The sequence below is a fragment of the Sphingobacteriales bacterium genome (assembly GCA_012517435.1).
Taxonomy (GTDB): Bacteria; Bacteroidota; Bacteroidia; order CAILMK01; family JAAYUY01; genus JAAYUY01.
The window spans coordinates 1-15,680 of sequence record JAAYUY010000014.1 but is presented as its reverse complement, the minus strand read 5'-3'; the positions used below and the strand labels follow the sequence as shown (position 1 = coordinate 15,680).

Annotated in this window: 8 protein-coding genes; 3 read left to right on the top strand and 5 right to left on the bottom strand. The window is 41.4% G+C overall.

Features of this window, described 5'->3' with window-relative positions; genetic code table 11:
- Positions 1-6,684, top strand: a 6,684-nt coding sequence (locus GX437_00775) for a PKD domain-containing protein (protein ID NLJ06178.1), incomplete at its 5' end; no start/stop codon positions are given.
- A 32-nt stretch (positions 6,685-6,716) separates the two neighbouring features.
- On the opposite strand, the gene GX437_00770 is transcribed toward GX437_00775, so the two are convergent.
- Positions 6,717-7,727 carry a bifunctional oligoribonuclease/PAP phosphatase NrnA gene (locus GX437_00770; protein ID NLJ06177.1) on the bottom strand — a complete coding sequence of 337 codons (1,011 nt, stop codon included), beginning with the start codon at positions 7,725-7,727 and terminating at the stop codon, positions 6,717-6,719.
- Complete coding sequence (locus GX437_00765; GenBank protein ID NLJ06176.1) at positions 7,724-8,176, bottom strand: nucleoside deaminase; 453 nt, start codon at positions 8,174-8,176, stop codon at positions 7,724-7,726. Before GX437_00765 ends, GX437_00770 begins: the two co-directional genes overlap by 4 nt.
- Before the next feature lie 77 nt (positions 8,177-8,253).
- Here GX437_00765 and GX437_00760 point away from each other — a divergent pair, with 77 nt between their 5' ends.
- Complete coding sequence (locus GX437_00760) at positions 8,254-10,077, top strand: T9SS type A sorting domain-containing protein (GenBank protein NLJ06175.1); 1,824 nt, start codon at positions 8,254-8,256, stop codon at positions 10,075-10,077.
- A 3-nt stretch (positions 10,078-10,080) separates the two neighbouring features.
- Here GX437_00760 and GX437_00755 read toward each other — a convergent pair whose 3' ends face one another.
- From GX437_00755 to GX437_00745, 3 genes are read right to left on the bottom strand one after another with little or no spacing between them, the layout of a single operon-like run.
- Positions 10,081-10,845: a response regulator transcription factor gene (locus GX437_00755; protein NLJ06174.1), complete on the bottom strand. Its 765-nt coding sequence runs from the start codon at positions 10,843-10,845 to the stop codon at positions 10,081-10,083.
- Positions 10,826-13,774, bottom strand: a complete 2,949-nt coding sequence (locus GX437_00750) for a histidine kinase (GenBank protein NLJ06173.1) — start codon at positions 13,772-13,774, stop codon at positions 10,826-10,828. Before GX437_00750 ends, GX437_00755 begins: the two co-directional genes overlap by 20 nt.
- A gap of 55 nt (positions 13,775-13,829) precedes the next feature.
- Positions 13,830-14,747, bottom strand: coding sequence for an LD-carboxypeptidase (locus GX437_00745; GenBank protein NLJ06172.1), 918 nt, complete (start codon positions 14,745-14,747; stop codon positions 13,830-13,832).
- 71 nt (positions 14,748-14,818) lie between these two features.
- Here GX437_00745 and GX437_00740 point away from each other — a divergent pair.
- Positions 14,819-15,680 (top strand): class I tRNA ligase family protein (locus GX437_00740; protein NLJ06171.1); only part of this gene is annotated, 862 nt, incomplete at its 3' end.

The following is a 15,680-nucleotide window of genomic DNA, read 5'->3' as shown; positions in this document are numbered from 1 at the left end:
GTTATCGTTAGTCCCGACACTTCTGTTTTATACAGAATAGAAGGAAAAAACATATATGGCTGTCCCGACACCATTCAGTCAAAGGTGAATGTTTATCCATTGCCACTGGTTGATGCAGGGAAAAATGATACCATTTGTTACCGTGATACCACACAGTTGCAGGGAAGCGGAGGGCTGATTTACAGCTGGCATCCGGGAAACTCACTCAGCGATTCTACCATTGCAAATCCGAAAGCCTTTCCGCTGACCACCACTACTTATTACCTGACCGCCACAAATCCTGCCCATGAATTGATTAAAAACGGGGATTTCAGCATGGGAGATACATTATTCAACAGTTCCTATATTTATTCATCCTCCAGCCTGCTGCTGGAAGGAAGATACTGGGTGGGAAACAATCCCAACACTGTTCACTATGCATTTTCATCTTGCGGAGACCACACCTCCGGCAGTGGAAACATGATGGTGGTTAATGGCTCTACTTCCAACAATGCCGTAATCTGGTCGCAGACGGTTAATGTAACCAAAAACACCGATTATGCTTTTTCAACATGGATTACAAGCGTAACCTCATCTAATGTTGCCGAGCTGAAATTTGACATCAATGGCACTCAAATCGGCAATCTGATCAGTCCAAGCTCTGCCTGTTGTACATGGAGCCAGTTTTATGTGGTCTGGAACTCAGGAAATAATACAACCGCCACTATTTCTATTGTAAATAAGAACACCCTGGCCAATGGCAATGATTATGCACTGGACGATATTTCGTTTGCACCGCTTTGCTCAAATATTGACTCGGTTACCATTGTGGTCAATCCGCCACCTATTCCTGCTTTCACTATAGATGACAGTACACAATGCTTTAACGGAAACTTGTTTCATTTCAGTAACTTATCCACCATCAGTTCCGGATCGCTTAAGTACCTCTGGCAGTTTGGTGATAATAAATCCGATACTTCCACAAATCCCTCACACAGCTACAGCACAGATGATACTTTTGTGGTTAAACTGATCGGCATCTCTGATAAAAACTGCAAAGACAGCCTGACTAAAACAGTATATGTATTTCCCAATCCATCATCTTCATTCAGTATCAACGACACCGCACAATGCTTCAATGAAAATAACTTCACTTTTACCAATCAATCAACCATACATACCGGCTCTCAAACCTATACATGGTATTTCGGAGACGGAACTACAGCCAACTCAACAGACGCTACCCGAAAATATACCTATGATGACACCTTCACCGTCAGGCTGATTAATGTTTCCAATCTGGGATGCATGGATTCTTCCAGCAAAACAGTTTATGTATTTCCCTCCCCTGAGCCTGATTTTTCAATTAACGACAGTAACCAGTGTTTTAACGGAAATTCATTTAGTTTTACCAACTACAGTACCATCAATTCAGGCCATTTTGCCAATTACTGGACTTTTGGCGATGGTGATTCAGCATTGACCTATCATACTTCGCATTCTTATCTTTCAGATGATACCTTTACCGTCAGGCTGCTGCTTGTTTCAGGACTTGGGTGCAGAGATTCCCTGTCAAAGACAATCTATGTCTTCCCCAATCCCGTGGCTGAATTCTCTGTCGATGATTCTGCACAGTGCCTGAAAAACAATGTGTTTTCATTTACAAACCAGACTAACATAAACAGCGGAAATGTCAGTTACCAGTGGTCGTTCGGAGACGGACAAAACAACAATTCAGTCAATACTTCACACAGTTACAACCACCACGACACCTTTACTGTAAAATTACTGGCTACCAGCAATCTGGGTTGTACCGATTCAGCATTCCGGCAGGTATATGTCTATCCGATGCCTGCCGCTTTATTCACGATTAACGACAGTACACAATGTCTGAGAGGTAATCAGTTTGTATTTACCAATCAAAGTACCATTGACTGGGGTACTTTATCGTATAAGTGGTACAACGGAGATGGCACTACTGCTTCCGCTCAGCATAATACTCACAGCTTTTCTTCGGATGACACCCTGACCACCAGTCTGAGCGTTACTTCGGCTTTCGGATGTTCTGATTCTTTCAGCAGAACGAGTATTATCTACCCCATGCCTGTCTCATCCTATTCTGTGAATGACAGCACTCAATGCCTTGCCGGGAATCAGTTTACTTTCTCAAATCTTTCTTCGGTAAAATGGGGAAATTTATCATTCTTCTGGGATTTTGATGACGGAAATAATTCCGCTCAAACCTCTCCTTCTCACTCCTATTCTTATGTTGATACTTTTTCTGTCAGACTGATAGCTACCAGCAATGTAGGATGTAAAGACACTTCTGCTCATATCATACAAACTTATTACATGCCTGTCAGTTCTTTCGGAGTAAGCACCAATGAGCAATGCTTTGCCAATAATATCACCCATTTCTCGAATTATTCATCCATTACAGCCGGGGACCTGACTTATCGCTGGACATTCGGAGATGGTGCCGGAGCATCCAATCAGGATACACAATACAGCTATGCCAATCCGGGGACATATACCGTTAAACTCGTCAGCACCTCAGAAAAAGGATGTCGTGATTCCGTTACCAAAACTATCAGCATTCATCCGATGCCTGTGGCAAAATATGCCATTTACGACAGTTCCCAGTGTTTTGAGGGAAATGCTTTCGGATTTAACAACCTCAGTACCATTGCATGGGGAAGCATGACCTATTTATGGGATTTTGGCGATACCTCATTCTCGGTTCAGACCAATCCTGTTCATTCCTATTCTTATGCTGATACCTTTGTGGTTAAACTGGTAGCTACTTCAGACAAGGGATGCAAAGACTCAATTTCCAAAATCACTTATGTCCATGTCCATCCGGAACCGGTTGCACGTTTTTACATCAACGACAGTCTGCAATGCCTTCGTGGCAATTTGTTTGATTTTACAAATGTCAGTACTATTAAAAGCGGTACTTTCACCAGTTTCTGGGATTTTGGCGATGGAACATCCGTGTCAGCTCCAAATAGTTCACACAGCTACAACAACCACGACACCTTTGATGTTAAGCTTTTACTGGTATCGGACTGGGGCTGCAAAGACAGCGTGATTAAAAAAGTACAGGTTTTCCCGATGCCACTGGCTCGTTTCAGCATCAACGACAGCTCTCAGTGCCTCCTCGGTAATCATTACGAATTTGTTGACCGTTCAACCATTGCATGGGGCAATTTATCGAGAAAATGGAGCACAGGAGAACAACATTTCGGCAGCAACGACTCTTTCATCGTCAGCTACAGTTATCACGATACTTTTGACGTTCAGCTGATCAGCTTCAGCGATAGTGGTTGTTATGATACGCTGGTCAGAAAAGTGTTCGTCCACCCGATGCCGCTTGCGGGATTCACTGTCAATAACCAGGCACAATGTCTGGAGGGCAATCTCTTCCTTTTCACCGATACAACCCGGATTGCACATGGCAGTTTCAGTAACTACTGGACTTTCGGTGACGCGACCAACAGTCCCCTGAAAAACCCTTCACACGTCTATTCAACCTACGACACTTTCAATGTCAGAATGATAGCGACAAGCGGGCTCAACTGCCGCGATACTTTTGATCAACAGGTGGTCGTTCACCCCATGCCGGTAGCTGCTTTCTCCATTAACGACAGCAACCAATGCCTGAACCAAAACCATTTCTACTTTACTAATTCATCCTCCATCCCTTATGGTCAGCTGCAATATTGGTGGTATTTGGGAGACGGAAACTTCAGCAACCTGCCTAACCCTGACTACAGATACATTACGGAAGACACCAACGAAGTCAAACTAATCGTTTATTCCCAACATGGATGTAAAGACAGTATCATCAAAAAAGCCTATATCTTCCCCTCGCCAAAAGCCGATTTTTTCATCAACGACAGCATTCAGTGTTTTAAAGGAAATAGTTTTGTCCTGACGAATAATACCTATATCAGCAGCGGAACCAATAATTATTTCTGGAACTTTGGAGACGGCAATTCCTCAGTCCTCACTTCTCCAACCCACAGCTACGCCACTGACGATACCTTTACTGTCAGAATGATAGCCGTTTCGGGATTAAACTGTGCAGATACCATCCATAAAAAAGTTTATGTTTTCCCGACACCTGTTCCGTCCTTTTCCATCAACAACGACAAACAGTGTTTCAACTACAACTCTTTCATTTTCAGCAACAACTCAACTATCAACAGCGGTCAGATGAGTTATGCATGGAATTTCGGTGACGGAGACAGTTCCTATTCTGTTTCTCCTTCCCACAGCTATCTGAGCGATGACACCTTTACGGTCAGGCTTATTGCAGTCAGTGGACTGGGATGCAGCGACAGCCTCGAAAAAACAGTTTATGTCTATCCCAATCCGGTTCCGGCTTTCAGCATCAACGATAGCCAGCAATGCTTCAACGGAAATCAATTTGCTTTTACGAACCAGACGCTGATTAATTCAGGAACAATGAATTACAACTGGAATTTCGGAGATGGTGCCGTGAGTACTTTAACTCATCCTTCTCACAGTTATTCCACACACGATACCTTTCTGGTCAGGCTGATTGCCACCTCCAACCTCGGCTGTAAAGACACTGTCTCGCACTTTGTTTATATTTTCCCGTCCCCTGCTGCTTCATTTACTATTGCCAATGACAAACAATGCCTTCTTGATAATCGCTTCATTTTCAGCAACAACTCATCTATTGCAAATGGCAATATTCATTTCCGCTGGTCTTTCAATGACGGGGATACTTCCGTCCTCCCGGATCCCGTTCATTCCTATCAGAACCATGGCAATTATACAGTTAAGCTGATAGTGGAATCAGACCTGGGTTGTCAGGATTCGGTTGCTCATCCACTCGAAGTATTCCCCATGCCGTTAGCCGAATTCTCCATCAATGACAGCACACAATGCCTGAGGGGTAACAATTTTGTGTTTTCCCAGCTTTCGTCAATACCTTACGGAACGCTCACCTGGAACTGGCAATTCGGTGACGGGCAAAATTCATCACTCCCTTCTCCGACACACATTTATTCCACTTTCGACACCTTTACGATCCGCATGATAGCCGTATCGAACAATAATTGCAGAGATACTGCTTTTCATTCGGCTATTGTCTTTCCCATGCCTGCTGCCAGATGGCTGGTGAACGACTCTTCCCAATGTCTGAGAGGGAATAAATTTGTGTTCACCAATCAGTCAAGCATTCCTTATGGTTCTGTTAATTATACATGGGATTTCGGAGATTCTTCTGCTAGCGGGCAAAATGACCCCACTCATGTTTATACCAACCATGGAACTTATCCTGTCAGGCTGGTGGCTGTTTCCCTGATGGGTTGTCCTGATTCGCTGACCAAACAGGTGTTTGTCAGGCCGATGCCAAAAGCAGATTTCACCGTGAATGACGCTACACAATGCCTTACCGGCAATCAGTTCGACTTTACCAATACCTCTGCTGTGGCCAACGGTACAATGAATTATTCATGGAGCTTCGGTGATGGCAATACCTCCACAAACACCTCTCCTTCACACACTTACAATAAAGACAATACTTATTCAGTCAGGTTAATTGCTGTTTCACAGTTTTACAATTGTGCCGACACCATCTCGAAAAACATGGAAGTCCATCCGATGCCAAAAGCCGACTTCAGCTTTACCACACCTTGTATCGGAGAAGAAGTTTATTTCACCGATAAAAGCACAGTCGGAAGTCCGGCAATTGTCTCCAGCTGGTTCTGGAATTTCCGTGACGGAAACACTTCCGCCCAGCAACATCCTGCTCATATTTTCTCCTCCCCAGGCACTTTTTCAGTCAGGCTGCTTGCAGGCACCAATCAGCTTTGCTATGATTCAGTCGAGAAAAAAGTAGTCGTATATCCCTACGTTGACCCGACCATCATCGACAGAGCAACAGTAGTTGACGATAAAGAAATTCTGCTTGAATGGCTGCCGGTTGCCACCGGAAGGCCAAAAGAATTTATTGTCGAAAAATCATCTGACAATATTAATTTCGGCATAATTTCCAATCTGCCGCCTGACAATTTCACCCTCACAGACGATAAAGTCTCAGTGGATCAGAAATCCTATACCTACCGGATCAGTGTGCTTGACAGCTGTAATTACACGAGCGAATACAGCAATATTGGCAAAACCATGCTCCTGCGGGCCGATACGACCGCCACTTTTCCGGTGTTATACTGGACGCCTTATGAATTCTGGTCACAAGGCATCGAACGCTATGAACTTCAGGCATATAACAATAAATCCAAAGCATGGGAAAACGTATCAGACGTATTTGCAAGCGACACTTTCTATGCCGACTCTCTCACCCTGTTCAATCAGTCGGAATATTGCTACCGTGTAGTTGCCCAGCGTAATGCTGACGGCCAGACCTCCACCTCTAATGAAGTTTGTCTGCCTACACCCCTTCATATTTTCGTTCCAAATGCTTTCACTCCAAATGGTGACGGGCTGAATGACAAATTTGAGATAAAGGGACTATACATTCTTGAATATGAAATAGTTATTTACGACAGATGGGGTAACAAACTTTTTGAATCCAACGACATCCGCAACAGTTGGGATGGCACTTATGAGGGGAAGGTCGTTCCACTCGGACCATACTATTTCCATATCAGTGTGAGAGGTACCCAGACCCAGCGCAGATTTTTCAAAGGAACGGTAATGGTGCTGAGATAAGCTGATAAATTTTGCTCATCTGCTTTTATATCTCAATTTTCGTGAAAACCTTCCAGAAATCCCTTTACCTTTTCCACCACCAGCTCGACTGTCTTTTCAAGACTTAGCAATGAATCTCCACCGGCAGCGTTTTTATGCCCGCCTCCTTCAAAATAATCTTTTGCCACTTCATTGACAGGAATATCGCCTTTGCTGCGAAAAGAAAGCTTGATTTTTTTCCCTCTTTCAACAATCAGCACCGAAACCCTTACCTTTTCAATCATCATGGGCATATTTACAAGGTTTTCGGTATCAGTATAATCGGTTTGAAAACGGTTGAATTCTTCTGCCGATACGGCTATGACGGCAAGCCGCTCGTCATAATACAATGTGAGCTTTTCCGACAGGCAGTAGCCCCAGAAAAACAGTCTTTTCGAGGTAAAACTTTTAAAAATAAGTTTATCGAGGCGGCTGTGGTCAATACCGTTTTCCATGAGTTTTGCAGCAATCAGATGTGTGCCCGGGCTGACTCCGGAATAACTGAAGGAGCCGCTGTCGGCTATCAGGGCTGCATAAATACATTCTGAAATGATCTTGTCTTTCAGCATTTTTTCATCGAGAAACTCAAGCAGTTCAAACACTGCTTCTGCGGCAGCACAATAGGAAATATCCCAGCAATAGGCATCAAAAATCATTTCAGGTTCAGGATGATGGTCGATGACAATTTTAGGTGCTGATGATGAGGCTATCAGTTTCCCGAGCTCACCATTACGGCTCAGCTGGCTGAAGTCAACTACCGCTATCAGTTCTGATTCAGAAACAATCTGTTTTATTTTTTCTGCATTTTTATCAAAGATGAAGGCTTCGTCAATACCGGGGAACCATTGATAATATTCTGCCGGAGCATTTGGCAATACAAGGGAAGCATGGAAGCCTGATTTAGTCAGAAAATGGAACAATGCAAGGGAAGAACCGATGGCATCGGCATCCGGCCTGACATGAGTGGTGATGAGAATATTTATTTTCCCTGCCAGCAACGTTTTTATTTTCTCAAAATCTTTCATTTTCTCTGTCTTTTGTTGTTAAAAAATTCCAGAATCAGCCCGGAGCTTTTTTCAGCCAAAATACCTGATTTTACAAGCATCTGAGCATGGACTACGGAGGGGATGAATTGACGGTACCCTTCTTTGGGGTCATCTGCTGCAAATATCATCTCCGGGAGTTGAGCCGATTGAATGGCATAAGCACACATCACACAAGGTTCAAGGGTTACGTAAATTTTGCATTCTTTCAGATACTTTGAGCCCAGATAAGCCGAAGCAGCTGTTATTGCCAGTATTTCAGCATGAGCCGTAACATCATTAAGCCTTTCAATCTGATTATGTCCCCTGCCAATGATGGTATTTCCCATCACCACCACAGCTCCGATGGGAACCTCATCCTCCTGATACGCCAGCGCTGCTTCTTCGAGGGCTTTCTTCATAAAATATTCATCCGTGAAACTTTCTATCATAAAAGCATGTCAATCATTAAAATAATAAAGGACAAATTTCGCAGATTCCTGACTAACTTTGCACTAAATTTATCGACATGCGTATTTATTCCAACATCATATTCTGGTTTTTCTGGCTGATCAGCTGTTCCGGTGTGATGGCACAAAATCAGGCAAATGATTTTTTTCAGCAATATAAGGAAATCATTAATGAAAAACTTAAAGCAGAAGCAGGCCTGCAAAATATTCTGAATGAAGAAGATAAGCTTATATCCTCCTCAAAATTCAGCCGTTCGCTTGGCAATGAAAAACAGGTAAGCAACACCTCCCTTGCTGAAAGTGAAATTCATGCTGTCATAAATCCAACTGATTCCAATAACTGGGTACTTGCTCCTATCCGCCTGCTCAGTGTAGGTGGGTTTACCCTCCCGATCTATTATACCAAAGATTTTGGCAAAACATGGCTTCAGAGTTCATGGAAAGCCTCGCCTCCATTTGTTGCCGGGACCGTTTTAGGTGGCGGAGACCCTGTTTTTGCCTTCGATGCAGACGGAAAACTCTATTTTTCATGGATACATCTTTACAGTGAGGGATCTAATTCTTACTCATGGGCATTGCTATGGGCATACTCGGAAGACGGTGGGGAAACATGGAAAACAAACACTCCCTATACCATCATTTCTTCATCAGGGTCTTCTCTTTACACCATCCCCATCATTGCCGACAAACAGTGGATGGCAGCGGATGTCAGTAATTCCGTTTTTAGGAACACCCTTTATGTTGCCTATCTGAAAGCCGACATGACCAATCAGCAGATGCGGATAGTGGTCAGTCGAAAACCAGCCGATAGCCTGAATTTTATCCCGGCACCTGTCGAGGTAAGTACCGGCTCTTTTGCAGAAGTACAGTTTTCACAGATAGTGGTTGACAATTTTGGATATGTTCATGTTACTTTTTATGGCTCTTACGATAAGTCTGTCTATTCCCTTTTTCATTCCATATCAAAAGATGGAGGAGAAACCTTTTCTGTACCTCAAAAAGTAACAGATATTCAGAAAGTTTCATCCATAACAGGCATTAAAAGCAACCGCATTTATCCGGCTCCTGCCCTTGCCGTTGACCAAAGTAATTCCCCTTATTCAGGAAGGCTTTATCTTTCTTTCACTGCATCGGGTATCAGCAGTGATCATGGGACAGGCAGTGATATTTACCTCACATGGTCAAGCGATACGGGTACAACATGGACAACACCGGTTATCATCAATGACGATGATAAACAACACCTGAGCGAACAGTTCTATTCTTCCTTAAGCATCAATCCGCAAGGGGTAGTCAGCCTTTCATGGTATGACGGACGCCATTCCACCTTTGCTTCTTCAAATGAAATCGTACAGTATTATGTCGCCCATTCTTTTGATGGCGGAGAAACGTTTACGAAAAACTACAATGTATCTTCCGTATTTACAGATTTTCAAACCATTGGGTATAAAAACAATCAGTTTGGGATTGGCGAATACAACCAGTTACTTTCCACAAACGGCTATTGCATCCCTGTCTGGAGTGACGGAAGAAAGGGAAATGGTGACCTTGATGTGTATATCGCCATTACAGAAATACAGGAAAATCCATCCTACATTAAAGAAATTCAAACACTTAGATCTTCTGTAAAAAATTGTGAGCTGTCGCCAAACCCTGTTGCCACCCTTAGCAAACTACATTTTACACTTGATGAAGAAAGTCTGCTGAAAATCAGCCTTTCAAATTCTACCGGAAAAATCCTCAAAGTGTATGCTGAAAAAAGATTTGAGCCGGGGACATACCACATGGAAATTGATTGCCGGAAATATCCATCCGGTATTTATTATATGAGCTTGGAAACGGCCAATGGAATTGTTTCAAAGCGATTGATTATCAACAGGTAATCTTCAAACTGAGCGAATTATTTTCTTCAAAGACTCAAAAAAATCCTTTTTCCTTCTCGAAGCCACTTCAAAAGTAAAATTACCTTCAAGCCTGATGGTAGGCGTTCGCGACCTGTCATAAGATTTAACGTAAGTCAGATTGATAAGAACATTATTGCTGATCCTGAAAAATGAAAGTCCTTCCAGTGCTTCTTCCACCTCATTCAGCATTTTTGAAACTGTTATTTCCTTTTTGTCTTTCATTCTGATGACAGTATATTTATCGACTCCCTCACAAAAGACAATTTCATCTACCGGAACCACATCATAACCGTCAATACGGGGAAGGACGATGCGCTCAAGGTTTTTTCCAAGATTTTGCTTGAAAAATTCATATTTTTCCATGGTAAGCCTGAATTCCTTGTATCTATTGACAGCGTTGACAAGCTCCTTAAAATTAACAGGTTTCAGCAAATAACCCAAGGCTGAAAATTCAATTGCCCTGATGGCAAAATAATCGAAAGCTGTGGTAAAAATAACACCAAAATCACGTTTTTCAACCAGTTCCAGCACTGTAAATCCATCTCCGTTGACAAGGTTGATGTCGAGAAATACAAGCTCAGGTTTTGACCGGTTGATGAGTTTGATGGCATCTTCCACACTTCCTGCGGTTCCTAAAACTTCAATTTCAGGACAGAACATGTCGAGCATTTTCAACAGGGTAGAAATGCAATGATCCTCATCATCAATGATTACTGTCCTTATCCGTTTATTGTAATCTTGTGTCATGTTTTTTGATTAAAATGGGTAAAATTAATTCAACCTTTGTTCCTGCCGGCTGACCATTTTCATCATGTAAATCAATGATCTCACATTTAATTTTCTCTTCCTGAAGCTGATTAATCAGTTTAATTCTGTCGAAAATATTATAGGTTCCTACCGACCTGTGCGTTTGTCCGTTTATTTTTTTAAGTTCCTGAGATTTTTCCCTGCCAATTCCGTTGTCTTCAATGGTTACCATCATTTGCCTGTCATTAATTTTTGAAAAACATATCAGCAGTTTTTTATCTCCTTCCTTAAGTTTTAAGCCATGAAATACAGCATTTTCGATAAAAGGTTGAATAATCATGGGTGGTAGCACAATATCCGACTGAGGTACAATCCCATCAAATTTTATCTCACTCTGAAAATCGTTTAAAAATCTCAATCGGATAAGTTGTATAAACAGTTCAATGATTTCCAGCTCTTTGCTCAGTAAAATCAGGTGAAAGCGGCTTGCCTCGAGTATCATTCTGAGCAGCCGTGACAAATCGTTTAAACAAAACAAGGAATCCCTGAAATTTCCATCTAAAATAAAGTCCTGAAGAATATTGAGCGAATTAAACAAAAAATGCGGATTCATCTGCGAACGTAAAGCACTTATTTCTGCCATCAGGAGGTTTTTCTGTCTTTCCTCAGTTTTTCGTATATTTCTGACAATCAAGAAGATAATTAGTACAATGATCATCAGGACAGAAAACAAGACCAATCCGTTAAACCAAAATTTCTGATAAAATGGTTTTTCAATGCTGAAAGAAATTTTCAGGGCCTTAACCGGCCATTTGTTTCCCGAGTAAAATGCCATCACTTCAAAGACATAATCCCCGGGGCGGAGTTTTGGAAAGCGAATGGAATTGTTGCGTGTTATCGTCCATTTTTTTTCCAGACCTCTCAGCCTGTAACGGAAAAGAATATTCTTTTCTTTGAATGTAACCGATTCAAAATCAATTGTCAGGGTATTCTGAGTATGCTCAAGTTCGTAACTGTTTCTAAAAATCGTATCTCTGTCATTGACTTGTATCGTCTTAAACCTGACAGGCGGAAAATAAATCAAATCAGGTTTTCTTTCAGGTAAAAAAGACATCAAACCCTGCGAGGTACCTGCCCACATTATTTTTCCGTCTCTCAGCATTTCATTGATTTCGTGATAGGGTACTCCATCCACTTTTTTGATGGAATTCATGATAAAATAAACATCACGTAAAGTTGTCAGGTTAACTTTGTCGATGCCCATGTTGGTCCCAAGCCATACAACGGTATCATGGTCAATATACACATCGCGGATAAAATTGCTGTTCAGCGTGGAATTTTTTCCAAAAGTTAATATTGTCCCTGTGTTCATTATCATTTTCAGGCCTTCATAACGTGTTCCAATCCAGTTAATACCATTGGCAAATTCAAAATCCGTGGTTTCAATTTTAAAATCCTTGTTTTCAATTTCAAAATAACGGATATCAAAACCTTTTTCACTGTTCAGGCCACCAAGGGTATGTAGCCAGAGAAATCTATCCTCATCTTCAAAAAGCGAGAATGGTTTACTTCTGAAAGTTCCCTTTGGATAAAAATATCTGATTTGAGAATCTTTAAACCTGACCTTTCGCAAAATAACTGCCCGCAGTTTACCGTCAGGGAAGCTGCCATCGATTTTGTACTGAGTGGCGATCAAATCCACCAGCTTCTCCGATTTATTTGCCAGATGGGCTATGATTTTTGAACGAAGAATCCAGAAAGTACCGTCAGAAAAGCAAAGAAAATCTTCAAACAGGTCATTATTGCCGTCATTTGGTAAAATAACCTCCCTGATTTTACCAATCTTATTGCCGGATTTGTCGGCCATGTATATCTTGTTGTCATAAGTCGTAAAAAACAGGTTATTTTTAAAAGTATCAATGAAAACGATATTGTATGGCACATTTGGATATATTCTGAAAGAAATGGAAGGTATATAATAAATTCCTTCATTTTCAACAATTATCCAGTAACTGTTTTCATGATCCTGAAAAATTTTAAGAATGTTTTTCCCTTTCAAAAAATGTTCGGGGTATTCCTGTAATTTTCCATCCTGATAAAAATAACATCCATTGTTCGCCTCTGAAATCCAGACATTTCCTGATTTGTCGTATAAAATACCATTCAACGGATTTCTAAAAAAATGCACATAATTTCTGTAGCTACCAATATGATAAAATCTGTTTTCTATTGAAATCATCAACTCGGATCGCTTCAGGCTGATTAACTGTAAATTTTTGTGATTCAGTTCATCAATCCTGAATGGAAGTTTAAAGATAAATGAATCCCCCTGATGAATAATATTCAGCTCTTCCTTTAAGTGGGTATTCCTCTCGTTCAGTTTGCCCCACAAATATTGCCGGCCTTTCAGCATGAAAAAAAGCAGGTTTGATGAAGCAGGAGCACGATTTATCTGAATAATCCTGTCCTTTTCTATTTTAAAAACATTTCCTTTTGAAGTTGAAGCATAAAAAATGTTATTTTCTCCGCAGACAAGATTATCAATGATTTCATTTTCAAGCATTTTGCTCAGCTGAAAACTTTGAGGATGCAAGATATAGCGCTGAAAATTATAAAGATAGATTAATCCATTTCGGGAAATAAACACAAGGTCTTCCTGAGCAGTTTGCGTAATCCGTACAAAAGGAAGCTGCGGTATTCCATCTGAAATGGTAAAATTTTCAAATTTGATTCCGTCAAATTTGCATAAACCTGTTTCGGTGGCAAACCAAAGGAAGCCGAATTTGTCTTCGTACAGATCATATATACTGGAAGACGGAAGTCCGCTCTCTATCGAAAAATGTTTGTAATGAACATCCTGTGAAAAAATAAAATGATAAAGCAGCGTAAAAAAAAGAATCAGAAAATATGTCTTTAACCTGATGAACAAAAGACTTTATTTTTGTTGTTCAAAATTACTGATTTTTATAATTATAAAATTCAGGTTAAATATCTGTATCCTGAATTTCCTCCAGTTGTACCTTTTCGCTGTCCACCTGCAGACGGTAATTTGCTCCTGATGTCAAACTCCAGTTGACTTCCTCATGACCCGCAGGAAAACCAAAAACAACAGGAATATCAAGGTCTTTCAGATGAGAGGCAATAATTTCATAAGCTGTCTGTCCAAATGGAATATTGTTGTCTTTCATATCGGTGAATTGTCCCACAATAAGGCCTTTTAATCCTTTCAGCTTACCGGACAGTTTTAACTGCCACATCATCCGGTCGATGCGATAAAGATATTCGCCAATATCCTCGATAAACAAAATTTTTCCATCCGGATTGAAGTCACAGGGAGTTCCGATGAGGCTGGTTAAGATGGCCAGATTTCCACCTGTCAGTTTTCCAATAACTTCACCTTTGTGGTTGAATGGATGAACCGGAATTGAATAGTTTAATTTTTCTCCCTTTAACATAGCCATTAAAAACCTGACCGACTCATTATCAGGTTGTTCTGCAATCATTCTGGTCATCGGGCCATGAATACTCATCGTATTCAGCCGGTTATTCAGATGGGCATGGAAAATTGTAATGTCACTGAATCCAATTATCCACTTTGGTTTTTTACAAAATGAAGTAAAATCGAGATTTTCAATAATCCGGATCGCTCCATAGCCTCCACGGCTGCACAAGATTGCCTTAATCTCAGGATCGTCAAGCATTCTTTGAAAATCTTCGAGTCTTTCCCCGTCAGTACCGGCAAATTGATGATGAGTATTAAAAACATATTTGCCTGTTTCAACGCAAAATCCATATTTTGATAATACATCAGCAGCATTCAGCACAAGTTCAGGCAAAATTTTCCCTGAAGGTGAAACTATTCCGATAGCATCATTTTCTTTTAAAACAGGCGGACGTATCATAAAAATCGGTAAATCTGATTATTTTCTTAATTTTGCAAGGCAAACAAATGTAAGTTTTTTAATTAACAAAGATGGTTTATCCGAAAAGATACACAGTAACCACAGCCCTTCCCTATGCCAACGGGCCGGTACATATCGGACATCTGGCAGGCGTTTATGTTCCCGCTGATATTTATGTCAGATACCTGAGAATGAATGGGAAAGAGGTTATATTTATTGGCGGATCAGATGAGCATGGGGTTCCCATCACCATCAAAGCCCGTCAGGAAGGGGTCAGCCCGCAACAGATAGTCGACAAATACCATGAAATGATCAAAAAATCATTTCTCGATTTTGGAATTTCTTTTGACATCTACAGCCGTACATCCATGCCGCTCCACCACGAAACCGCACAGGCTTTTTTCAGAAAACTTCATGAAAAAAACGTTTTTACTGAAGATACCATCGAACAACTTTATGATGAAGAAGCCGGAATGTATCTGGCCGACCGCTATATTACAGGTACCTGCCCGAAATGCGGATATCAGGAAGCTTATGGCGATCAGTGTGAAAAATGCGGCACCTCCCTCAGTCCGACCGAGCTTATCAACCCGAAAAGTGTATTAAGCGGATCAAAACCGGTACTGAAAAAGACAAAACACTGGTATCTGCCACTCAATCAGTACGAAGACTGGCTGAAAAAGTGGATACTCGAAGGCAAAAAAGACATCTGGAAGACCAATGTTTACGGTCAATGTGCCTCGTGGATCAATGAGGGTCTTAAACCACGTGCCGTTACACGCGATCTCGACTGGGGTGTTCCTGTTCCCCTCAGCCATGCCGAAGGCAAAGTGCTGTACGTCTGGTTCGATGCTCCGATAGGTTATATTTCAGCTACCCGCGAGTTTACCGGTGACTGGGAAAAATGGTGGAAAGATCCGGATACCAAACTTG